The organism is Pseudomonas veronii, from assembly GCF_001439695.1.
Taxonomy (GTDB): Bacteria; Pseudomonadota; Gammaproteobacteria; order Pseudomonadales; family Pseudomonadaceae; genus Aquipseudomonas; species Aquipseudomonas veronii.
Window position 1 is genome coordinate 30424 of the sequence record NZ_JYLL01000010.1, and the last position, 24688, is coordinate 55111.

13 protein-coding genes are annotated in these 24688 nt (G+C 64.7%); 3 read left to right on the forward strand and 10 right to left on the reverse strand.

The features are described 5' to 3' along the window. Nucleotides 1–3: 3 nt before the first annotated feature. Complete coding sequence (locus TU80_RS14750; RefSeq protein ID WP_057004780.1) at nt 4–14037, reverse strand: non-ribosomal peptide synthase/polyketide synthase; 14034 nt, start codon at nt 14035–14037, stop codon at nt 4–6. Between the two features lie 209 nt (nt 14038–14246). Between TU80_RS14750 and TU80_RS14755 the strand changes: the two genes are divergently transcribed. Together TU80_RS14755 and TU80_RS14760 are read left to right on the forward strand one after the other, a co-directional pair. Further along, nucleotides 14247–14498, forward strand: coding sequence for a type II toxin-antitoxin system HicA family toxin (locus TU80_RS14755; protein ID WP_027607491.1), 252 nt, complete (start codon nt 14247–14249; stop codon nt 14496–14498). Next, nucleotides 14495–14860 (forward strand): type II toxin-antitoxin system HicB family antitoxin, encoded by a 366-nt coding sequence (locus tag TU80_RS14760; RefSeq protein ID WP_046488352.1) that lies wholly within the window; start codon nt 14495–14497, stop codon nt 14858–14860. The genes TU80_RS14755 and TU80_RS14760 overlap by 4 nt, the downstream gene beginning before the upstream one ends. On the opposite strand, the gene TU80_RS14765 is transcribed toward TU80_RS14760, so the two are convergent. The 6 genes from TU80_RS14765 to fmdA all read right to left on the reverse strand — a co-directional run bounded on the left by TU80_RS14765 (nt 14861) and on the right by fmdA (nt 20762). Further along, nucleotides 14861–16033, reverse strand: coding sequence for an MFS transporter (locus TU80_RS14765; protein WP_057004781.1), 1173 nt, complete (start codon nt 16031–16033; stop codon nt 14861–14863). Nucleotides 16034–16073: 40 nt separating this feature from the next. Then, a complete protein-coding gene (locus tag TU80_RS14770) occupies nt 16074–17429 on the reverse strand; it encodes an MATE family efflux transporter (RefSeq protein WP_057004782.1) in 1356 nt (451 codons plus the stop codon). 25 nt (nt 17430–17454) lie between these two features. Further along, nucleotides 17455–18027, reverse strand: coding sequence for a DUF2239 family protein (locus tag TU80_RS14775; RefSeq protein ID WP_057004783.1), 573 nt, complete (start codon nt 18025–18027; stop codon nt 17455–17457). Nucleotides 18028–18123: 96 nt separating this feature from the next. Then, complete coding sequence (locus tag TU80_RS14780; protein WP_057004784.1) at nt 18124–19167, reverse strand: aliphatic amidase; 1044 nt, start codon at nt 19165–19167, stop codon at nt 18124–18126. Between the two features lie 15 nt (nt 19168–19182). Next, nucleotides 19183–19530 (reverse strand): FmdB family zinc ribbon protein, encoded by a 348-nt coding sequence (locus TU80_RS14785; protein ID WP_046383751.1) that lies wholly within the window; start codon nt 19528–19530, stop codon nt 19183–19185. Between the two features lie 2 nt (nt 19531–19532). Beyond that, nucleotides 19533–20762: a formamidase gene (gene fmdA / locus TU80_RS14790; RefSeq protein ID WP_057004785.1), complete on the reverse strand. Its 1230-nt coding sequence runs from the start codon at nt 20760–20762 to the stop codon at nt 19533–19535. A 400-nt stretch (nt 20763–21162) separates the two neighbouring features. Here fmdA and TU80_RS32685 point away from each other — a divergent pair, with 400 nt between their 5' ends. Continuing rightward, complete coding sequence (locus TU80_RS32685) at nt 21163–21390, forward strand: hypothetical protein (protein ID WP_108526445.1); 228 nt, start codon at nt 21163–21165, stop codon at nt 21388–21390. 680 nt (nt 21391–22070) lie between these two features. Here the strand turns inward: TU80_RS32685 and urtE are convergent. The 3 genes from urtE to urtC are packed head-to-tail and all read right to left on the reverse strand — an operon-like array spanning nt 22071 to nt 24686. Then, complete coding sequence (gene urtE, locus TU80_RS14795; protein ID WP_046383753.1) at nt 22071–22760, reverse strand: urea ABC transporter ATP-binding subunit UrtE; 690 nt, start codon at nt 22758–22760, stop codon at nt 22071–22073. 10 nt (nt 22761–22770) lie between these two features. After that, entirely contained in the window at nt 22771–23529 is a 759-nt protein-coding gene (urtD, locus tag TU80_RS14800) for an urea ABC transporter ATP-binding protein UrtD (RefSeq protein WP_046383754.1), read from the reverse strand. Continuing rightward, nucleotides 23526–24686 (reverse strand): urea ABC transporter permease subunit UrtC, encoded by a 1161-nt coding sequence (gene urtC / locus TU80_RS14805; protein WP_057004786.1) that lies wholly within the window; start codon nt 24684–24686, stop codon nt 23526–23528. Before urtC ends, urtD begins: the two co-directional genes overlap by 4 nt. Nucleotides 24687–24688: the final 2 nt, after the last annotated feature.

Consider the following 24688-nt stretch of genomic DNA (forward strand, 5'->3'; position numbering starts at 1 on the left):
GGGTCAAATCGCCTCTAGTTCGCTCAAAAAGTCACGAAGGTCGTCAAAATCTTGCGCGCTGCCGGCGCGGAAGGCGGCAGCGGCCTGCACGTAGGCGCGCAGGGTTTCGGTCTGGAACACTTCCACCAGCGGCACTTCCAGGCCCAGTTCGGCCTGGACCCGCGAGGTGATCTGGATCGCCAGCAACGAGTGGCCGCCGACCTCGAAGAAGTTGTCGTTCAGGCCCACGTGCGGCAGGCGCAGCACCTCGGCCCAGATCGCGGCGATCTGCTGTTCCAGCTCGGTTTCGGGGGCGACGTAGGCCTGTTGCATCAGGCTCGCGTCCGGCTCGGGCAGGCCCTTGCGGTCGAGTTTGCCGTTGGGGGTCAGCGGCATTTGCGCCAGGAACATGAAGTGCGCGGGCACCATGTAATCCGGCAGGCGGGTTTTCAGGGCGCGGCGCAGGGTGTCGCGCCACTCGGTGTGGTTGGCCAGGCTGGCATCTGCCGGCACCACGTAGGCCACCAGTTGCTTGCCGGTCGGGCCTTCCTGAGCCACCACCACGGTTTCGCCAACGCTGTCCTGCTCGCGCAGCCGCGCTTCGATCTCGCCCAGCTCGATACGGAAACCGCGGATTTTCACCTGGTGGTCGACACGGCCGAGGTAATCCACCACGCCATCCGGGCGGCCACGGGTCAGGTCGCCGCTGCGGTACACGCGGCTGCCGGGTTTGCCGAACGGGTCGGGGACGAAGCGTTCGGCGGTGAGTGCCGGACGTTCCAGATAACCGCGCGCCACGCCCTCGCCGCCCAGGTACAGCTCGCCAGCGACGCCGATGGGTTGCAGGTTGAGTTGGGCGTCGAGGATGTAGCCGCTGCGGTTGCCCAACAGCGTGCCGATCGGTGCGTACACGGCGCCGCAGGGATCGCCCTTGCGTGCTTTCCACAACAACGGCGTGACCACGGTTTCGGTCGGGCCGTAGCCGTTGAACAGGTAGGTCGGCTTTAGCGCACGCCAGGCCAGGTCGTAGCTGGCCTGGGCCACGGCATCCCCACCGAAGCAGTAAACACGCACCTTCGGCGGATTACCGTCGCGCTCGGCATGCTCGGCCAACTGTTGCAGGTACACCGGCGGGAACACGGCCATGGTCACGTTGTGACGGTGCATTTGCGCGTAGGTGTATTCCGGCAGCCACAGGCTGTCATCGCGAATCAGCACGCTCGCGCCGTTGATCAGCGGGTGCATCCAGCCTTCGTGGGAGCCGTCGAAAGCGAAGGACATGAAGTGCAATTCGCAATCGGCCGGGCCGGTTTCGTAGCGTTCGCCGGTGGCGATGATATGCGCCACCAGCGGACCGTGGGCCACCGCCACGCCCTTGGGCATGCCGGTGGAGCCGGAGGTGTAGATCACGTAGGCGAGGTTGTCGCCGTCCAGATCAACCGACGGCGCAGTGTCGCTGAAGCCGCTCCAGGTTTCGGTGCGGTCGATGGCGAGCGTATCCAGGCCTTCGGCAATCGGCAGTTGCTGCTGCACGGCGGTATGGGTCAACAGCAGCTTGGCGCGGCTGTCCTGCATCATGTACAGCAGGCGATCACGCGGGTATTCGACGTCCAGCGGCACATACACGCCGCCAGCTTTCAGCACCGCGAGGAACGCCACCATGATCTCCGCACTGCGCGGCATGGCAATCGCCACGCGCACTTCCGGGCCGACGCCACGGGCGATCAACGCGTGGGCCAACTGGTTGGCCTGGCGGTCCAGCTCGCCGTAGGTCAGGGTTTGCGTGTCGAACTTGATCGCGATCGCCTGCGGGTTTTCCCGCGCACGCTCGGCGACCAACTCGTGTACCAGGCGCTGGGCCGGGAAGCCGGCGTCGGATTGATTCCACAACTGCAGGATGTGCCGCTGTTCATCCCCGTCCAACAGGTTCAACTGGCCGAGGGTCTGCTGCGGATCGGCGACCATCGCCTGCAACAGGTTCTGCCAGTGGCCGGCCATGCGTGCGATGGTCGCCGGGGCGAACAGGTCGGTGGCGTAGCTCAGGGACGCACGCAATAGCGTCTGGCTTTCCTCGACGTCCAGCGCCAGGTCGAACTGGGCGACGCCTTCATCCCAACTCAGGACCTCGACGTCAAGCTCGGTGAGGCGCTGCCAATGGCTGTCGACCGACGTCACGCGGTGGTTGAACAACACCTGGAACAGCGGGCTCAGGCTCAGGCTGCGCTCGGGCTGCAAGGCCTCCACCAACTGCTCGAACGGCAGGTCCTGATGGGCCTGGGCCTCAAGGGAGCGTTGACGCGTCTGGTGCAGCAAGTGCTCGACGCTCATCTGCCCGTGGATATCGGCCTTGAGCACCTGGGTGTTGACGAAGAAGCCGATCAACCCTTCGGTTTCCAGGCGATTGCGGTTGGCAATCGGCACGCCGACGCGCACGTCCTCCTGACCGCTGTAGCGGTGCAGCAAGGCCTGGTACGACGCCAGCAACACCATCGGCAACGTCACCCCGGTGCGCTGCGCCAGGCTGCGCAAACCGGCGAGCAACGGCGCCGCCAGCTCAATACCCAGGCGCGCGCCACGGTGGCTTTGCAGCGCTGGGCGCGGGTAGTCGACCGGCAATTCCAGCACCGGTTGCACACCGCCCAGTTGCTCACGCCAGTAAGCCAGTTGACGCGCGGTCTCACCGGCCTCCATCCATTGACGCTGCCACAGGGCGTAGTCGGCGTACTGGATCGGCAAGGCCGGCAGGTGCGGCGTGGTTCCCTGGCTGAACGCGGCGTAGAGCCGCACCAGTTCTTCGACCATCAGTTGCATCGACCAGCCATCCGAGACGATATGGTGCTGCACCAGCACCAGCACGTGGTCATCCTCAGCCAGGCGCAGCAACGTGACCCGCAGCAACGGCCCGCGCAGCAGGTCGAACGGACGCGCGACCTCGGCAGCGACCTGCGCCTTGAGCCCGGCTTCGTCGCTGTCGGCCTGGTCGACGTCGATCAGGCCCGATTCTTCAATCACTTGCCGTGTGCCGCTGGCGTCCTGATGCAGATGGGTGCGCAGGCTTTCGTGGCGCGCCAGCAAGGTGTCGAAACTGCGTTGCAGCGCGGCCAGGTCCAGCGCGCCTTTCAGGCGCAGGGCGCTGGGGATGTGGTACGCGGCGCTGTGCGGGTCGAGTTGCCAGAGGAACCATTGGCGTTCCTGGGCATAGGACAGTGGCAACGGTTGGGTGCGGTCGGCCTTGAGCATCGCCGGCGCAACTACGCCCTCCTCGCCCAGCGCCGCGACGAAGTCACCCAGCGCCGGGTGTTCGAACAGGGTCTTGAGCGCCACTTCCAGCGCCAGCGCCTGGCGGACCCGCGACACCACGCGGGTGGCCAGCAGCGAATGCCCGCCCAGTTCGAAGAAGTGGTCGTCGAGGCCGACCTGGGGCACGCCCAGCACCTCGGCCCAGATCGCCGCCACCTGCTGTTGGCGCAGTGTGACGGGGGCAACATGGCCTTTGAGCAACAGGCTGGCGTCCACGCAGGGCAGAGCCTTGCGGTCGAGCTTGCCGTTGGGGGTCAAGGGCAGGCTGTCGAGGCACATCAGGTACGCCGGCACCATGTAGTCCGGCAAACGCTCGCGCAAGGCAGCTTGGTAGACCTGCGGCGTCTGTGGGGCGGAGGTCACCAGATAGGCGATCAAGCGGTCGTTGTCGGCCAGCACCACGGCTTCGCGCACGCCGGGGTGTTCGCGCAGGCAGGCTTCGATTTCGCCCAGTTCGATACGGAAACCGCGCACCTTGACCTGCTGGTCGACCCGGCCGATGTACTCCACCACGCCGTGGTCGCGGTAGCGCGCCAGGTCACCGGTACGGTACAGGCGTTCGCCCGGCGCGCCATAAGGGTTGGGCACGAAGCGTTCGGCGGTGAGCGCCGGCCGTGCGTGGTAACCGCGCGCCAGGCCGACACCGCCGATCAGCAGCTCACCGGCCGCGCCCAACGGGCATGGGCTGAGCCCGGCGTTGAGGATGAACAACGCGGTATTGGCAATCGGCCGCCCGACAAAAGGCTGCGGCGCCAACAGGCGATGGGCGGCCGACCAGATGGTGGTTTCCGTGGGGCCATACAGGTTCCACACCGGGCCTTGCAGATCGAGCAGACGCTGGGCCAGGTCGGCCGGCAGCGCTTCGCCGCCGCACAGTGCCTTGATGCCATGCAGCCGCTCGGCACGCGGGCTGTCCAGCAGCATGCGCCAGGTTGACGGCGTGGCTTGCAGCACATTGGCGCACTGGTGGTGCGCCAGGTCGATAATCGCCTCCGGGTCGAGGGCCAGGGCCTGGCCGCTCAGCAGCACCGTGGCGCCAACCGTCAGCGGCACGTACAGCTCCAGGGCGAAGATGTCGAACGAGAACGTGGTCAGCGACAGCACCCGCGCCTCCCGGCCGATGTCCAGGCTGGCGGCCATGCCGCAGGTGAAACTGCACAGCCCGCGGTGGCGCACCATCACGCCCTTGGGCTGGCCGGTGGAGCCGGAGGTGTAGATCACGTAGGCCAGGTGTTCCGGACTGACGTCCACTTGCGGGTTGTGTTCGCCAGCGTCGCTGTCATCGACCAGCAGCACGTGCAGACCTTGCGGTTGCGCCAGTCGGCCGATCAGCGCTGGCTGGGTCAGCAGCACCCGGGCGCGGCTGTCTTCGAGCATGAACGCCAGGCGCTCCGCCGGGAACTGCGGGTCGAGCGGCACATAGGCGCCACCGGCCTTGAGGGTCGCCAGCAGGCCGACCGCCATGTCCAGGGAACGCTCCACATGCACCGCCACCAGCACGTCCGGGCCGACACCCGCCGCGATCAGGCGATGGGCCAGGCGATTGGCGCGGCGGTTGAGTTCGGCATAACTCAAGGCGTCGTCGTTGAATTGCACAGCGATGGCGTCGGGCTGGGCCAGGGCCTGCGCTTCGAACAGCTGATGCACACAGCGCTCGCGGGGGTAATCAAAGGCCGTGTGGTTCCACGCTTCGAGCATCTGCCGCCACTGCGATGCGCTGAGCAGCGCCAGCTCATCCAGGGGTTGGGAGGCATCGCGCACCACGGCGCGCAGCAGGTTCTGCCAATGCTCGGCGAGGCGCTCGATGGTCGCCGGTTCGAACAGGTCGGTGGCGTAGGTCAACGCAGCCCAGAGGCCATCGGCCGACTCCTCGGTTTCCAGGTTGAGGTCGAACTGGGTGCTGTGGCCGGTCCAATCCACCGCTTGCAGGTCCAGGCCAGGCAACTGTAGCGGGCCGGCGCGCAGGTTGTCCTGGTGATTGAACATCACTTGGAACAACGGGTTATGGCTGAGGCTGCGCTCCGGTTGCAGCGCTTCCACCAGTTGTTCGAAGGGCAAGTCCTGATGGGCCTGGGCCTCCACCGCACGTTGCTTGACCTGGGCCAGCAGGCGGTCGAAGCCCATCTGCCCATGCAGCTCGGCCTGCAGCACCTGGGTGTTGACGAAGAAGCCGATCAGCCGCTCGGTTTCCAGGCGATTGCGGTTGGCGATCGGCACCCCGACACGGATCGCGGACTGGCCGCTGTAGCGAAACAGCAAGGCCTGGAACGCGGCGAGCAGCAGCATGAACAGGGTCACGTCCTGACGCTGGGCGAGGGCCTTGAGTTCGGCGACCAGCGCGGCGTCCAGATGCAGTTGTCGGCGCGCGCCGCGATGGCTTTGCAGCGCCGGACGCGGGTGGTCCAGGGGCAGCTCCAGCAGCGGATGTTCGCTGCCCAGGCGGGCGCACCAATAATCGAGTTGGCGCTGTTTCTCCCCGGCGGCCATCCACTCGCGTTGCCACAGGGCATAGTCGGCATAGTGCAGCGGCAACGCCGGCAACGGCGCCTGGCCCTGATACAGGGCCAGCAGTTCGTCGACCATCACCTGCATCGACCCACCATCGGAGATGATGTGGTGCTGGGTGATTACCAGCACATGGTGCTCCGCTTCGACGTGCAGCAACGTGACGCGCATCAGCGGGCCGTTGACCAGGTCGAACGGGCGCTGGATCTCCTGCGCCACCGTCGCTTCGATCGCGGCTGCAGCGATGTGCTGATGCGCCAGTGCAATCGCCAGGTGGGGGTGGATCACCTGCCAGGTCTGCTCGCCCTCCTCCACGAAGGTGGTGCGCAGCGGTTCATGACGCTGCACCAGGGCGCGGAAAGCGTGTTCCAGCGCAGCGATATCCAACGGGCCGCGCAGGTGCAGTGCGGCGGGGACGTGATAGGCGGCGCTGGTCGGGTCCAGTTGCCAGAGGAACCATTGGCGCTCCTGGGCGAACGACAACGCCAACGGCCGGTCACGCCCGGCCGCCTGCAGCGTCGGTGCCGTGTCGCCCTGCACGCCGGCGCACGCGGTCGCGAAGGCCTCCAGCGTCGGCTGCTCGAACAGCGCGCGCAACGGCACTTCCAGCTTGAGGTCATGGCGCACGCGGGAGATCACCTGGGTGGCCAGCAACGAATGGCCGCCGCGCTCGAAGAAATGGTCATCGAGCCCCACGCGCTCGACCTGCAACACCGCTTGCCAGATCGCTGCCAACCGGATCGCCAGCGGGCTGTGCGGGGCGCGGTGGGCCTGTCGGGGCTGGTTCAGGTCCGGTGCCGGCAGTGCGCGGCGGTCCAGCTTGCCGTTGTTGTTCAACGGCAAGGCATCGAGCACCACCCACTGCGCCGGCACCATGTAGTCGGGCAACACACGGTGCAAGGTCGCCGCCAGCGCCTGGGTGTCCAGGCGCTGGCCCTGGGTCGGCACCACGTAGGCCACCAATTGCGCACCCACAGCGCCCGGCTGCGCGATGACTGCCGCCTCACGCACCTGCGGCAAGCCTTGCAGGCTGGCCTCGATTTCGCCGATTTCGATACGGAAACCGCGAATCTTCACCTGATGATCGATGCGCCCGACGTACTCCAACGCACCGGCCTGGTTGTAACGGGCCAGGTCGCCACTGCGGTAGAGCCGCGCCCCCGGCACGGCGGAAAACGGGTCCGGCAGGAAGCGCTCGGCCGTCAGCGCCGGGCGGTCGAAATAACGCTGGGCCAGGCCGTACTCGGCACCGATGCACAGCTCGCCGACGCCCTCGGTGGCCAGCAGCTCGAACGCACTGTCGAGCACATACAGCGAACGGCCTTCGATGGCCTGGCCGATGGGCACGCCGAACGCGTCACTGGCATCCAGCAACTGGCAGTCATGCACGCTGGACACCACCGTGGCCTCGGTCGGCCCATAGGTGTTGACCAGCCGCACGTGGCCCAGGCCGGCGGCGTGCCAGGCGCGCAGGCCTTCCACCGACATGGCTTCGCCGCCCACATGCACCTGGCGCAGATTGCCCAGGGCGCGGTGTTCGACCGCACATTCCTTGGCCAGCAGGTACCAGTACGCCGCCGGCAAGTCAGCGAGGGTCACGCCCTGCTCGACGATTTCCCGCGCCAGTTGCCCGGCGTCCCACAGTTCATCGCCACGCATGATCAACGCAGCGCCCATACACAGCGGCGGGTAGCACTGCTCGACAAAGCCGTCGAAGCTGAACGTGGCGAACTGCAGTACACGGTCCGCTGCACACAGCCGGCTGTAGACCGCGGCGCTGTCGCAGAACTGGCCGAGGGCGGCGTGATCGATGGCCACGCCCTTGGGTTGGCCGGTGGAGCCGGAGGTGTAGATCACGTAGGCCAGGTCGGCGGCGCCCACGTGGCTGGGCGGATTGGCGCGCGGGTAAGCGGCCAACTCAGCGCCGGATGCGCTGAAGTCCACACGGGTCAGACCTTGCGGCAGCGGCAAGTCGGCGAGCAGCCCGGTTTCGCTGAGCAGCAGGTCCACACGACTGTCCGCCAGCATGTAGGCCAGGCGTTCGTTGGGGTATTTCGGGTCCAGCGGCACATAGGCGGCGCCGCTTTTAAGTACCGCCAGCAGACTGACGATCAACTGCGGGCCACGTCGGCAGGCCAGGCCCACGCGCTGCCCAGGCCCCACGCCCAGCGCCAGCAGGCGATGGGCCAGGCGGTTGGCGTGGTCGTTGAGCTGGGCATAGCTCAAGCGCGCTTCGCCGGCCTGCACCGCCAGCGCATCCGGGGTGGCGGCGGCCTGGGCGGCAATGCGTTGATGCACGTGCAGCTCACGTAGGGCCGCGCCGGGTGCCCGGCCCAGGGCGAGCATGTCGCGCTGCGTGGTGGGGTCGAGCAGGCGCAAGTTGCCGAGCGGCGCCTGCGCATCGACGAGCAGTTGCACCAGCAGGTGCTGCAGGTTGGCGCTCAATCGCGCGACCTGATCGGCACTGAAACGCGCGCGGTCGTAGCTCCATTCCAGGCGCAGGTTCGCCCCCAGCTCAATCCCCAGGGTCAGCGGGTAGTGGGTGCGTTCATGGTTGTGCAGGCGGCCAAAGGTCAGGCCTGCGGGCGCGCCCTGTTTCAGGGCTTCGGCCACCGGGAAGTTTTCGAACACCAGCAAGGTGTCGAACAACGCGCCCTGCTGGCCCGCCCAGCCCTGGATGTCGTAGAGCGGCACATGTTCGTGATCGCGCAGGCTCAGGTTCAGCGCTTGCAGCTCGCTGAGCCAGCACGCGGCCGATTGGGCCGGCGCGGCCAGGCTGACGAGCGGCAAGGTGTTGATAAACAGGCCCAGTTGCTGCTCGATCCCCGGCAGCGGCGCCGAACGCCCGGCGACGGTGGCACCGAACGCCACGCAATCCTGGCCGGTGTAGCGCTGCAGCAACAGGCTCCACGCCCCTTGCAGCAAGGTGTTGAGGGTGATTTTCTGGCGGCGGGCAAACTCGCCGAGCGCTTGGGTGAAGTCGCTGTCGAGCACCACCTGATGGTCGGCCATCCCTGTGGCGTGGGCCGGCACACGCAGCGCCTGCGCCAGCAAGGTGGGCGCTTGCAACGGCGCCAGCGTGGCTTTCCAGAAGGCTTCGCCCGACCCTTGTTGTTGCAGCCAACCCAGATAATCGCGGAACTGTCCCAGCGGTGCCGGCACGGTATGGCCGGCATAGTGGGCGATGACTTCGCCCAGCAATTGGGCGTTGCTCCAGCCATCCATCAGGATGTGGTGGCTGGTGAAAATCAGCTGCCAGGTCGCGCCGGCACCGCGTACCAGCAACAGGCGAAACAGCGGCGCCGCGTCGAGCGCGAAGCCCTTGTCGCGCTCGGCTGCGGCGAGGGCCTCGACGTCGGCGTCGGGGTCTTCGATGACTTGCAACGGCAAGTCGACCTGCCGCTGGATCAACTGATGGGCACTGTCCAGGCCCAGCCAGTGGAAGCTGCTGCGCAGGATGTCATGCCGCTCCAGCGCGGCCTGCCAGGCGCGACCGAACGCCAAAAGATCGAGGCCGCCGATGTCCAGGCGCAACTGGTTGATATAGGCCTGGGCCTCGGGCTCGTACAGGCTGTGGAACAGCATGCCCTGCTGCATCGGCGACAGCGGGTAGAGATCGGCAATGGCCGGTCCCGCGACGGGCAGCCCATCCAACTGGCGCTGGGTCAGACGCGCCAACGGGAAGTCCGACGGGGTGACCTGCCCTGCCGGCGTGGCACAACAATGCACGATCAGGGCCTTGAGTTCCGCCGTATAGTCATCCGCCAGGCGCTGGATTGTCGACACCTCGAACATCTCACGGCTGAAGCCCCACTGCAGGGTCAATTCCCCACCGTACACCTGGCCTTCCAGCGTCAACCAGTTGGCCAGCGGCGCTTCGGGGTCCTGGGCCTGACCGCTGCCCCCGGTGGCCGGCACGAACAGCGCCGATTGGTTGAACTGGCGATCGAATTGGCCCAGGTAGTTGAAGGTGATGCGCGGCGCGGCAAGGCTTGATAGGGCTTCGCGGGCGTCCGGTGTGCCGAGGTAACGCAACAGGCCGTAGCCGATGCCTTTATCGGGCACGCCCCGCAGTTGCTCCTTGACCGACTTGATCGCATCCGCCAACCCGCCCTCGGCCTGCAGGCGCAGCGGGAACAGGCTGGTGAACCAACCGACGGTACGGCTCAGGTCGACATTGTCGAACAGGTCTTCACGGCCATGGCCTTCCAGCTGGATCAGCGCAGCCGTCTGGCCGCTCCACCGGCAGATCACCCGCACCAATGCGCTCAGCAGCAGGTCGTTGACCTGGGTGCGATAGGCGGCCGGGGCGTCTTGCAGCAGTTGACGGGTGTGTTCGGCGTCAAGGCGGATTTCCAGCTTGGCGCCCAGGCGATTTTGCAGGCCGCCTTGCGGGTTGTCGCAAGGCAAATCGGCGTCGGCCGTCTGCGCCTGCCAGTACGCCAGTTGCGCGTTGAGGGTCTGTGCATGGGCCTGCAACTGCCGGGCCCACACTTGGTAGGCGCAGGTCTTGGCCGGCAGCGGCGCAGCGCCGTAGGCCTGTTGCAGGTCTTCGAGCAGGATGCGCCAGGACACGCCGTCCACCACCAGGTGATGGACCACCAGCAACAGGCGCTGGGTGCCGTCGGCCATGCTCACCAGAACGGCGCGCAGCAGCGGGCCTTGTTCAAGATCGAGGCTGCGCTGGGCCGCCTCGCAGAGTGCGGCCAGTTCTGTGTCGTCGCTGGCGTGGGATTGCCACAATCCGGGCGCGGCGATCGGCGCGGCATGGGTTTGCTGCCAGCCTTCGGCCTGCTCGACAAAACGCAGGCGCAAAGCGTCGTGATGATTGATCACCTGGGTCAAGGCCGCGTCGAGACGCGCAGGCTCCAGGGCTTCACGCGGGATCAACAGCAACGACTGGTTCCAATGTTCGCGCACCGGGATGGCCTGGGCGAAGAAGCTCTGCTGCACCGGAGTCAGCATCACCTCACCGCTGACCGGGCCCTGGTCGACGCTCGCGGCCTGCTCGAAGGTCGCCACCAACGCCAGGCTGCGCACGCTCTGGTACTGGAACAGGTCGCGCGGGCTGAGGCGAATGCCTGCCTGGCGCGCGCGGCTGACCACTTGGATGGAGATGATCGAATCGCCGCCCAGCTCGAAAAAATTGTCGTCCAGGCCGACCTGCGGGATGCCGAGCACATCGCCCCAGATTGCGGCCAGCGCCTGCTGCACGGGGCTTTGCGGGGCGCTATAGGCCTGCTGCGCGGCGGCGTCCGGCACTGGCAGCGCTTTGCGATCCAGCTTGCCATTGGCGGTCACCGGCAATTGATCCAGGTGCAGCATATGGGTCGGCACCATGTACTCCGGCAGGCTGCCGAGCAGCCACGCCTTGAGGTCGGTGGGCGCTTCGCCTTCCAACACCAGGTAGGCCACCAAGTGCTTGCCGCCCTGCACCAGCACCACCGCCTCACGCACGCCGGGATGCTGCAGCAGGCGCGTCTCGATTTCGCCCAGTTCGATGCGCAGACCGCGCAGTTTGACCTGATGATCGAGACGGCCGAGGTACTCGATCACGCCGTCGGCCCGCTGGCGCACGCGGTCGCCAGTGCGGTACACACGTGCGCCGTCAGCGAACGGGCTGGGCACGAAACGCTCGGCGGTCAGGGCCGCACGCCGGTGGTAACTGCGCGCCAGGCCGCTGCCGCCCAGGTAGAGCTCGCCGGAGACGCCGGCCGGCACCGGGTTGAGCTGGGCGTCGAGCACGTAGGTGTGGAGGTTGGCGATCGGGCGGCCGATGGGCACGCTGTCGGCGCCTTCATCGACACAGCTCCAGTGGGTCACGTCGATGGCCGCTTCGGTCGGGCCATAGAGGTTGAACAGAGCGGCCCGTGGCAGTTTGGCGAACACTTGGCTCTGCGCATCCAACGGCAAGGCCTCGCCGCTGCAGACGATGCGCTTGAGGCCAGTGCAGGCCTGCACGCCCGGCTCATGGATAAACGCCTGGAGCATCGACGGCACGAAATGCACGGTGGTGATTGCGTGTCGGCCGATGGTCGCAATCAGGCGCGCCGGCTCGCGGTGTTCGCCAGGGGCCGCGACCACCAGGCGCGCACCAGTCATCAACGGCCAGAAGAACTCCCACACCGACACGTCGAAGCTGAACGGGGTTTTCTGCAGCACCGCATCGCTGGCCTCCAGCGTGTAGGCCTGTTGCATCCAGCACAGGCGGTTGACCAGCGCGCGATGGCTGTTGCCGGCGCCCTTGGGTTGGCCGGTGGAGCCGGAGGTGTAGATCACATACGCGAGGTTCAGCCCGTGAATCGCCACGGCGGGCGCTTCGCAGCTGTAGCCATCGAGCCACAGCGCGGGCGCGTCCAGGGCAATCACCTGGACAGCCGCGACCGGCAGCGACGGCAGCAGGCTTTGCTGGCTGAGCAGCAGCTGGATGCCGCTGTCTTCGATCATGTAGGCCAGGCGTTCCGGGGGATATTCGGGGTCGAGCGGGACATAGGCAGCGCCGGCTTTGAGAATCCCCAGCAGGCCGACCACCATTTCGATCGAGCGCTCGATGCAAAGACCCACCAAGGCATCGGGGCCAACCCCCTGCTCGCGCAAGGCATGGGCCAGCTGGTTGGCGCGGGCGTCGAGCTGGGCGTAGGTCAGCGTGGTCGCACCGAACACCAGCGCCGGCGCCTCCGGCGTGGCGCGCACCTGGTCTTCGATCAACTGATGAATGCCGCGCTCGCTCGGATAGGCCTGCGCGGTCTGGTTCCAGGCGCTCACCAGGACCTGCTGCTCATCGGCGGCGAGCATCGGCAACTCACCGACGCGCTGCTCGCCATCGGCGACCATGGCCTGCAACAGACTGATCCAGTGCCGTGCCATGCGTGCGATGGATGGCGCGTCGAACAGGTCGTTGGCGTAGGTCAGCGCGGCATGCAGGGTGCCGGACTGTTCGTAGGTGTCGAGGGTCAGGTCGAACTGGGTGGTGCGGCCCTGCCACTCCACCGCGGCCAGTTCCAGGCCGGAGGCCGTGCGGATCGAGGCGATGTCGGCCACCACCGGCTGGTGGTTGTACATCACCTGGAACAACGGCGTATGGCTCAGGCTGCGCTCGACGTTCAGCGCTTCCACCAGGCGTTCGAAGGGCAAGTCCTGATGGGCCTGGGCGCCCAGGGCATGCTCCTTGATGGCATGCAGCAGCTCGCTGACGCGGGTTTGCCCGGTCAGTTCGGTGCGCAGCACTTGGGTGTTGACGAAGAAACCGATCAGCCCTTCGACTTCGGTCCGGTTGCGGTTGGCGATCGGCACGCCGACGCGGATGTCGCCCTGGCCGGTGTAGCGATGCAGCAGCACATTGAACGCTCCGAGCAGCAGCATGAACAGCGTGACGTTGTGTGTTTGCGCGCAGCTGCGCAGTTGCGCGGCCAGATCCGGATCGATCGCGAAGGTGTGGCGCGTGCCCCTGTAGCTGGGCATGGCCGGGCGTGGGCGGTCGCTGGGCAATTCCAGAACCGGATGCTCATCACCCAGCCGCGCTTGCCAGTATTCCAGCTGACGCGCCTGCTCCCCTGCTTCCAGCCAGCGGCGTTGCCACAGGGCATAGTCGCTGTACTGGATCGGCAGCGCCGGCAGTTGCGGCGCCTCGTTGCGCTCATGCGCGTCGTAGAAACGGATGAACTCGTCGATCAAGACGTTCATCGACCAGCCATCGGAGACGATGTGGTGCAGGGTCAGCAGCAGCACGTGTTCCTGCTCGTCGAGTTTCAACAGCTGCACGCGCAGCAGCGGACCGTGCTCCAGATCGAACGGCAGCAGCGACTGGCGGGTGGCCGCGGCGTTGACGGCCTGCTCGCGCTCGGCGGGGGCCAGGTCGCTGAGGTCGTGCTGCTCGATCGCCAGCGCCGGCTGTGCCGCCACCTGCGCCAGGCGCTCGTCGGCCTGGCGCTGGAACACCGTGCGCAGGGTTTCATGACGCTCGACCAGGCTGGCGAACGCCTGCTGCATCGCGCCAAGGTTCAGCGCGCCCTTGAGCCGCACGGCGCCCGGCAGGTTGTAGGCGCCGCTGGCCGGGTCCAACTGCCAGAGAAACCACATGCGTTGCTGTGCGTAGGACAGCGCATCGCGGTCCTCCACATCCACCCCGGCAGGAATCGGAAACCGCGAAAAATCCACCCCTTCCTTCTGCAACGCCTGGAGGAACAGCTGGCGTTTTTCCAGGGGCAACCCGATAAACCGGCGAGCAAGTTTCAAGGAGTCTTCAGCATTCATTTCTTGGAGTCCGGAGCAATAGGCGGGAAGCACAAAGGCACGTCGTCCCTATAAAACGAACCGGAGAGGGAAAAATTAGCGGGGGGATGGCGGCGCGGAGCGAGGTGTCATCAAGGGTTACATCAATCCCAGGAACGACAGAGGAACCCGAGCTAGCATTGACGGACACCACTTTTTGCAACTACATTTAGTTACACGCAGGGAACGCCGTGTCCAAAAATGAAAAGCTGCTCGCCAAACTGCTCAACGAGCAAATGGCATTTACCTGGCCCGAGCTCGTCACGCTGCTGCGTCGTCTTGGCTACACACAGATTGAAGGGGCGGGAAGCCGCGTCAAGTTCGACATCGGCGACCCCAGTGCAATGATCACCTTGCACAAGCCTCACCCCGGCAATGAACTGAAACACTACATTCGGCGCCAGATCATCGAACAATTGAAATCAGGAGAACTGATTCAGTGAACAACCAATTGAAACACCAAGGCTACATCGGCTCCATCGAAGCCAGCCTCGAAGACAACTGCCTGTTCGGCAAGATCCTGTTTATCAAGGCGCTGGTGAGCTACGAAGGGAAAACCGTCGCCGAACTGGATGCGGCATTTCGTGAGGCGGTGGACGACTATCTCGCCACCTGCCTGGCCCTTGGGCAAACACCGGAAAAACCATGCAAGGGTTCATTCAACGTGCGGGTCGGGCATGACCTTCATCTGGCCGCAGCCCTGGAAGCTACACGCAAGAAGGTGACCCTGAACGACCTGACACGCCAAGCGCTGAGTGAGTTCCTGCTACATCACTGCGCCAAACCCACCCCCGCGATCGGCTGACTATCCCAGCCGCCGATACCCCAACACCGCCGAACCCAACACCACCGCCCCCGCCGCCAGCGCCACCCAGAACCCGCTGGCCGCGCCGAAGTGGTCGATCATCCAGCCGGAGCTGGCGGCGCCGATGGCCACGCCGATGCTCAGGCCGGTGATCAGCCAGGTCATGCCTTCGGTCAAGCGGCTCGGTGGCACGATCCGCTCCACCAGGGCCATGGACACGATCAGGGTCGGGGCGAAGAACAGCCCGGAGATGAAGATCGCCACGGCCAGGCCGGGGATGTTGGTGACCAGCAGCAATGGCAAGGTGGTCAGCGCCGTGGCGACACCACAGCACAGGAACTGCCGGGGCAACGGCGCCTTGAGTTTCAACGTACCGAACGCCAACCCCGCCAGGCACGAACCGATGGCATACACCGACAACACAATGCTCGCCGCCGCCGGTTGGCCCTGGTGCTGGGCGAAAGCGACGCTGACCACATCCACTACCCCGACAATCACGCCCATGGCCAGCAGCAGGATCATCAGGATCAACACCGAGGGCGAAGCGATCAGCCAGCGCCCGTGATGATCATGGCGCTCATGCACGGGCGGCTCGGTCTGGCGTTGCATCACGAACACCGTGACACCGACCGCCAACAGCAACGCCGCCAGCAAAGGCCCGGCCTCGGGAAACAGCACCACGCACAACCCCACCGAGATCGGCGGGCCGACGATAAAGCACACCTCATCGAGCACCGACTCCAGGGCAAACGCGGTCTGGAGCTTGGGCTGGCCGCGGTACAGCTCGGTCCAGCGCGCCCGGACCATGGCTGACATGTTGGGCATGCAACCGGCCAGCGCGGCGAACACGAACAACGCCCAGTTCGGCGCCTGCAAACGCGTACACAACAACAGCAACAACAACGCACCGCCGCCGATCAGCGCGGCGATCGGCAGTACCCTGCCCTGGCTGTAGCGGTCAACCAGCCGCGATACCTGCGGCGCGCAAAATGCCGTAGCCAAGGCAAACACCGCCGCCACCGAGCCGGCCAGGCCGTAGCCGCCATGCACCTGCGAGAGCATGGTGATCAAGCCGATGCCGGTCATGGAGATGGGCATGCGCGCGAGCATACCGGCCAGTACGAACGCCCGGGCGCCGGGCGCCTGGAACAACTCGGCGTAGGGGTTTGCCATGATTGAAACGCCTTCTTTCCTTGATTTGCGCAACCTTTTATCACACCAGCCGTGTGATCTGTTTATGCCGCCACACCAACCGGTAATACGCGGTCTGCAAGCCGAGCATCGCCAGGTACGTCACCGGAAACGCCATCCACACCCCTTCCAGGCCGTACCGCGCATTGAGCAGGTAGGCCACCGGCAACTCCACGCCGAGCACACAGAAGATCGAAATCGCCACCGGGATCAGCACCACGCCGCTGGCGCGCATGATCCCGCCTATCACGGCCTGGAAGCCGAACACCAGGATGCTCCACAGCATGATATGCAGCAGGTGTTCGGCCTTGATCCGCGCGGCGTCGTCGGTGATGAACAGGCCGAGCAACCAGGGCGACAACAGGTAGCCGAGCAGGATCAGGCCACCAGTCAGGCAGGTATTGATCAGCAACCCGGTGCGCAGGATCGGCCCGATCCGTTCCAGGCGCCCGGCACCGATGGCCTGGGCGCCGAGGATCGACGCGGTGATGGCAATCGACAGTGCCGGAAACTGCACGTAGTTGACGATCTGCGTCACCGCGCCATAGGCCGCCGTTGCCTGGGAACCGTGGTGGTTGACCAAGGCCAGGATGACCAATTCGGATAATGACAGCACCACCATCTGTAGCCCGGTGGGCAGCCCGATGCGCAGGACTTTGCCGAGAATCACCCGGTCCAGCCGCAAGGCCGCGAGCAATGCGCGGTCCGGCGCCATCACGTGGTTTTTATGCCGCAGGCGCAGCACCAGAAACAGCATCGCCGCGGCGTTGCCCACCAGGCCGGCATACACCGCACTCTGGATGCCCATGGGCGGTAGGCCGATCCAGCCGCGGATCAGCGCCGGCGTCAGCAGCAGACCGACGAATGTCGAGACCATCAGCGCCAGCAGCGGCGAAATCGTGTCGCTGACGCCGCGCAGCAGCTGGGTATAGAGGATAAACACCAACAACAGCGGCATGATCAGCATCATCACCTGGGCATAACCTACCGCGTCATCCAGCACATCCAGCGGCGTGCCCAACGCCAGTAACGCCGGACGCGCAAACAGGCTGCCAAGCACCGCCGCCACCAAACCCACCAGCGCGCCAAGGGTCAGGGTGGCGCCGGTGATCGCCTTGACCATCGAGGTTTCCCGGGCTCCCCAGGCCTGGCCGATCAACACCGAGGCCCCCGCCCCCAGGCCGATCACCAGGGCGATAAAGAAAAACACGATGGGGAACATCCCCGATACCGCCGCCAACGCCTGGGTACCGAGCATTTGCCCGACATAGATGCCATTGAGCGTGCCGGAAAAGCTCTGCAGAAAGTTCGACAGCACCATCGGTGCGAGGAAGATCAGGTAGATCTGCCACAGCGGGCGTTGTTGGGTCACTTCCATGGTAGTTCGAGTCCCTGGATGATGATCAGGCAGTGAAAGCGTTGCGCGACAGCCAGGCCAGGTACGTCTGCACGTCCACCGGCCAGAGCGCGATCTTGTTGGAAAAGTCTGCGGCGTTGTGGGCAAACAGTGCCCGCGAAGCCTCTTCGAAACCCGGCAGGTCACCGCCGATGGCGCTCATGAAGCGATAGCTGGCCTCTTTGGCCTGGCGCATTTGATCACGACTGGCATGGGCATTGCGCGCTTCATCCACCAAGCGCCGCAACGCGGCCGACGCACCGCCACGCTGCTGGCTCAACCACTCCCAATGGCGCGGTAGCAAAGTCACTTCGCGGGCGACCACGCCCAGCTTGGGGCGCCCGACCGCAGGGGACGTCGGCGGCTCATCTGGTGCCTCTGCGGGCGCGGGCAGCTCGGGTGCATAACCCGGGGGCCAAGGGTAATCGACCTGGGTGCCGGTGGCATCGTCGAATACCAGGAAGCTGCCGGCCGGCAGATCAAGGTCTGCCAACGCCTGGGCAACGTGGGCATAGGGACCGTCCGCCACACGTCGGTGGTGAACGAAAGCGGTGCAACGAGGGGGATGTTGAGAATCCATGATTTATACCCGGGTAATATTTGTTTTACCCGGGTTATATTAGAGGGGAATTTTCAGACTGCAAGTCTTATTGCGCAGAACTACCCAGCGTATGCGTTACCTCGCGGTTTTTCCGTGGCCGTCATGGGGCAATTGCCCGACCGGGCAGGCGGCGACGCCCACGGTGCCGCGGGTGATTTTCTCCACGTTCTCCTGGGCTTTTTGCGCATCGAGCACCCAGGTGCGGTAGAACTCGAACGGGCAATCGGCCACGCCTTTGTCGCCATCGCCCGAAGCATGCATACCGGTGTAGCCGCGGTGCAGCAGCTTGAACAGGTGGTTCTGCGACTGATCATTGGCGCGCGCATCGCGGATCTGCGACACCGATAGCTGGGCGTACTGGATGCCCATCTCCTCTTCGCCGCATTCGCCTAGCGTGCGCCCGTCAAAACCGATGATCGCCGAGTGACCAAAGTACGAATACACGCCATCGAACCCGGCGGCGTTGGCCACCGCCACGTAGCAGTTATTGGCCCAGGCCATGCTCTTGGACATCAGCACCTGCTGCTCCTTGGCCGGGTACATATAGCCCTGGCAGCGCACGATCAACTCGGCGCCCTTCATCGCGCAATCGCGCCAGATCTCCGGATAGTTGCCGTCATCGCAGATGATCAGGCTGATCTGCATGCCTTTGGGCCCATCGCAGACGTAGGTGCGGTCGCCCGGGTACCAGCCTTCGATGGGGCACCAGGGAATGCACTTGCGATAACGCTGCACGATCTCGCCGAGGTTATTGATCAGCACCAGGGTGTTATAGGGCGCCTTGTGCGGATGCTCTTCATGGCGCTCGCCGGTCAGCGAAAACACGCCCCAGGTGTTGGCCTGGCCACACGCGGCGGAAAAGATCGCGGTCTCTTCGCCGGGGATGCTTGCGGCGGTGGCCATCATCTCGTCGTGGTCGTACATGATGCCCATGGTGCTGTATTCCGGGAACACCACCAGGTCCATGCCCGGCAGGCCCTGCTTCATGCCGAGGATCATCTCGGCAATCTTCTTCGCATTCTCGATGACCTCGGCCTTGCTGTGCAGGCGCGGCATCTTGTAGTTCACCACCGCGACACCGACGGTGTCCGGGCTGCTGGAAATATCGCCATGACGCATTGCAATGCTCCTGGTCTAGTGACTGATCATCCACGGCCGTGGACCGGTCTTGGTCTTGAGGCCCAGCGGGTTGGCCTTGCTCGGCAGCACCTTTTTGCTGGTGCCGCAGCAACTGCAACCGGCCGGATGGCGACGGTTTTCCTGGTACTCGCCGACCGTTTGCGGTGCGTTGGCGCTGCGCTCGTTGCCGGCGATGGCCTTGCGCTGGTTGGTCGACAGCAACTGCAAGGCCGGGGCCGACACCTGCAACGGCCCTCCCGGCCCGGCGCAGTACGGGCACTGGCTGGGTTCGTTGCGCTGGGCGATCGGCCGCAACATCGTGAACGTGCCGCACGCCTCGCAGGCGTATTCGTAGGTCGGCATGGCTACAGGTCCGGTGCGATGGGCAGGTCGACGCTGCCGTCGAGGAACTTGGTGGGGCCGTTGGCGTTGGGGTTGATGTCGAACTCGAAGATTTCCGTAGGCAGCCACAAGGTCGCGCACGCATTCGGAATATCCACCACACCGCTGATATGCCCTTGTACCGGTGCCGAGCCGAGCAGCGCATAGCCCTGGGCCGGTGAGTAGCCGAACTTGGTCAGGTAGTTGATCGCATTCAGGCACGCCTGGCGGTAGGCGATGTTGACGTCCAGGTAGTGCTGCTGGCCCTGCTCGTCGACCGAGATGCCTTCGAAGATCAGGTAATTCTTGTAGTTCGGCGTGATCGGGCTCGGCTTGAACACCGGGTTCTTGATCCCGTACTTGGCCATGCCGCCCTTGATCAGCTCGACCTTCATATGCACCCAGCCGGCCATTTCGATGGCGCCGCAAAAGGTGATTTCGCCGTCGCCCTGGCTGAAGTGCAAGTCGCCCACCGACAGCCCGGCGCCCTTGACATAGACCGGGAAGAAGATCTTCGAGCCGCGGGACAAATCCTTGATATCGCAGTTACCGCCATGCTCACGCGGCGGCACGGTGCGCGCGCCGGTGGCGGCGGCATCGTCGCGGGCCTGGCCCTTGAGCTTGCCCATGTGCGCGGTGGCGGCCAGCGGCGCGTTGGCCAGTGGCGGGACACGGGTCGGGTTGGTGTCGATCAGTTCCTGTTCGCGACGGTTCCAGTCGGCGAGCATCACCGGGTCCGGCAGGCAGCCGATCAGGCCGGGGTGGATCAGGCCGGCGAAGTTCACCCCTGGAATGTGCCGTGAGCTGGTGAACATGCCCTTGAAATCCCAGATCGCCTTTTGCGCACTGGGGAAGTGATCGGTGAGAAAGCCACCGCCGTTCTGCCGCGAGAAAAAGCCGTTGAAGCCCCACTGCGAATCGGCCTTGGCGCCGATGTCGAGCAGGTCCACCACCAGCAAATCGCCCGGCTCGGCGCCGTGTACACCCACCGGGCCGGACAGGTAATGCACGGTGGACAGGTTCACATCGCGCACGTCGCTGGCGTCGTCGTTGTTCTTGATCGCGCCGGCGGTCCAGTCGTAGGTTTCGAGGATGAAGTCATCGCCCGGCTTGACCCAGCAGGCCATCGGGATATCCGGGTGCCAACGGTTGTGGATCTGCTCGTTTTCGGTGACGGGTTGGTTGAGGTCGACTTTGATCAGCGTTTCGGTCATGGACTGGCTCCTGGACGGATGGCTAGTGGCGTTGAAACCAGTCTCGTGGAGCGAGGTAAAACGGGAAATACGTTGGATGACGTATGGCTCTGCCAGAGAGTGAAACCCAAACAAAAATGTAGGAGCTGGCTTGCCCGCGAAGGTCGTTAACAATGACGCGCATCGCCAGCATGAACGCGGCGCCTGGGCGTTTTTCGCCGGCAAGCCGGCTCCTACAGGTGGGTTCGCAGCTGTGCGTTTCTGTAGGAGCTGGCTTGCCAGCGAAGGTCGTTAACGATGACGCACGTCGCCAGGATGAACGCGGCGCCTGGACATTTTTCGCCGGCAAGCCGGCTCCTACAGGTGGGTTCGCAGGTGCGCTTTTCTGTAGGAGCTGGCTTGCCAGCGAAGGTCGCTAACGATGACGCGCATCGCCAGGATGAACCCGGCGCCTGGGCGTTTTTCGCCGGCAGGTTCGCAGGTGCGCTTTTCTGTAGAAGCTGGCTTGCCAGCGAAGGTCGTTAACGATGACGCGCATCGCCAGGATGAACCCGGCGCCTGGACGTTTTTCGCCGGCAAGCCGGCTCCTACAGGTGGGTTCGCAGGTGCGCTTTTCTGTAGGAGCTGGCTTGCCAGCGAAGGTCGCTAACGATGACGCGCATCGCCAGGATGAACGCAGCGCCTGGGCGTTTTTCGCCGGCAAGCCGGCTCCTACAGGTGGGTTCGCAGGTACGCTTTTCTGTAGGAGCTGGCTTGCCAGCGAAGGTCGTTAACGATGACGCACGTCGCCAGGATGAACGCAGCGCCTGGGCGTTTTTCGCCGGCAGGTTCGCAGGTGCGCTTTTCTGTAGGAGCTGGCTTGCCAGCGAAGGTCGTTAACGATGACGCGCATCGCCAGGATGAACCCGGCGCCTGGGCGTTTTTCGCCGGCAAGCCGGCTCCTACAGGTGGGTTCGCAGGTGCGCTTTTCTGTAGGAGCTGGCTTGCCAGCGAAGGTCGCTAACGATGACGCGCATCGCCAGGATGAACGCAGCGCCTGGGCGTTTTTCGCCGGCAAGCCGGCTCCTACAGGTGGGTTCGCAGCCCTGCGTTTCTGTAGGAGCTGGCTTGCCAGCGAAGGTCGTTAACGATGACGCACGTCGCCAGGATGAACGCAGCGCCTGGGCGTTTTTCGCCGGCAAGCCGGCTCCTACAGGTGGGTTCGCAGGTGCGCTTTTCTGTAGGAGCTGGCTTGCCAGCGAAGGTCGTTAACGATGACGCGCATCGCCAGGATGAACCCGGCGCCTGGGCGTTTTTCGCCGGCAAGCCGGCTCCTACAATCGGTCGCGGCTAGACGGACAAGTAGCGGCTGATGGTTGCCTCGTCCACCCGGTCCCGGGTTTCTTCGATCACGAAGCGGCCCTTTTCGATCACCAAAAAGCGGTCGGCGATTTCCAGGGTGAACGACAGCACCTGCTCCGAGACCACGATGGTCAGGTCCCTTAAGTTGCGAATCTCCTTCAGCGTGCGTGCGATGTCCTTGATGATCGACGGCTGGATGCCCTCCGTCGGTTCATCCAGCAGCAGCACCTTGGGGTTGGTCGCCAGCGCCCGCGCAATCGCCAACTGTTGCTGTTGCCCGCCGGACAGGTTGCCGCCCTTGCGCGACTGCATGTCGTAGAGCACCGGGAACAGCGCGTACAAATCCTCCGGCACCTTGCCCCGTGCCGAGGCCGGCAGGCCGGTCTGGATGTTTTCCAGCACCGTCATGCTCGGAAAAATCATGCGGCCCTGGGGGACGTAGGCAATCCCGCGCTCAACCCGCTCATGGGTTTCCAGCGCCGACACATCGTGCCCGTCCACACTGACCTGGCCTTTCCACTGCGGCAGGATGCCCATCAAGCTCTTGAACAACGTGGTCTTGCCCATGCCGTTGCGGCCCATCACCGCGACGATCTCGCGCTTGGCCACGTTCAGGTCCAGGTCGTGGAGGATCTGGCTCTGCCCGTAGCCGCAGGACAACTGGTCGATCTTGAACATGCCGGACTCCTCAGTGGCCCAAATACACTTCGATGACTTTCGGATTACTTTGCACCGACTCCATGCTGCCCTCGGCGAGTACCTTGCCCTGGTGCAGCACCGTGACCTTGTGGGCGATGCTTTTGACAAACTCCATGTCGTGCTCGATCACCAGCACCGAGCGGCCCTGGCTGATGCGTTTGAGCAGCTCGGCGGTTTGCGCGCGTTCGTTGACGCTCATGCCGGCCACCGGTTCGTCTAGCATCAGCAGCTCGGGGTCCTGCATCAACAGCATGCCGATCTCCAGCCACTGCTTTTGCCCGTGGGACAGCAAGTCCGCCTGTTGTTGCAGCAAATCGCCAAGGAAAATCTCCCGCGCTACCTCTTCCACCCGTGCGATCACCTGGGCATTGCGCTTGAAAAACAGCGCACCCCAGACCTTGCGGCCCGCCGGGTAGGACATCTCGAGGTTCTCGAACACCGTGAGGTTTTCGTAGATCGACGGGTTCTGGAACTTGCGCCCGACCCCAGCGCGCACGATGTTGTACTCGCGCATCGTGGTCAGTTCCTGCCCGTCGAACTGGATGCTGCCGCTGGTGGCGCGGGTCTTGCCGCAGATCAGGTCGAGCACCGTGGTCTTGCCGGCACCGTTGGGGCCGATGACCACGCGCACTTCGTTGCGGTCGATATACAGGTTGAGGTTGTCGACCGCCTTGAAGCCGTCGAATGACACGGTAAGACCTTCGATGGCCAGCACCGGTTTGTTCATTTCAAAGCCGACGGCGGTCATGGCTGGGTCTCCAGGATTTTGCTTTCAGTCTTGGGCTTGACCACCGGCGCCACGGCTTGCACCGGTGGTTGACGGCGCAGCAGCCGGGCCAATGCCTGCCGACCATGGCTGTCCCACAAGCCGGCCAGGCCATTGGGGAAGTACATGACCACGGCGATGAACAGCCCGCCCATCAGGTACAGCCACAGCTCGGGAAAGGACTCGGAAAAGTAGGTCTTGCCATAGTTCACCAGCAGCGCGCCATACACCGCGCCGAGCAGCGACATGCGCCCGCCCACGGCGGCAAAGATCACCATCTCGATCGACGGCACGATGCCCACGAACGACGGCGACATAAAGCCCACCTGCAACGCGAACATGGCCCCGCCAATCGCCGAGAACGCCGCGGCCACGCAGAACACAAAGATCTTGAAGCTGGCCACGTCATACCCGGAAAAGCGCACGCGTTCTTCCTTGTCGCGCATCGCCATCAACAACCGGCCAAGCTTGGACGCGAGGATGAAGCGGCCGATGAAGATGCAGCCGAACAGCAACCCGGCATTGATGAAGTACAGGAGCAGCTTCGCGCTGTCGGTGCGCAGGTCCCAGCCGAGCAGGGTCTTGAGGTCGGTGATGCCATTGACGCCGCCGGTCAGCCCTTGCTGGCCGACGATCAATACCGTAAGGATCAGCGCAATCGCCTGCGTGACGATGGAGAAATACACATCGCCCACGCGCCGCTTGAACAAGGCCATGCCGATAATGAATGCGAGCAGCACCGGCACCGCAATCACCGCCACCAGGGTAAAGCTGAAACTGTGAAACGGTTGCCACAACCAGGGCAGTTCGGTGATCTGGTTCCAATCCATGAAGTCCGGGATGCCCGGCGTGGACTGGATCTTGGTACTTTCCGGGTCGGACGCTTCCAGCTTGAGGAACATCGCCATGCAGTAGCCGCCGACGCCGAAGAACACGCCCTGCCCCAGGCTGAGAATGCCGCCATAGCCCCAGCACAGCACCAGCCCCACCGCGACAAACGCGTAGGTCAGGTACTTGCCGACCATGTTCAGCCGGAACGCATCCAGGGTCAGGGGGAACACCACGAGAATCAGCAGCGCCAGCAGCGCGATGCCGATCAGGTTTTGCTGGCCGCCCAGCAGCTTGTCTAAAGCCTTCATCT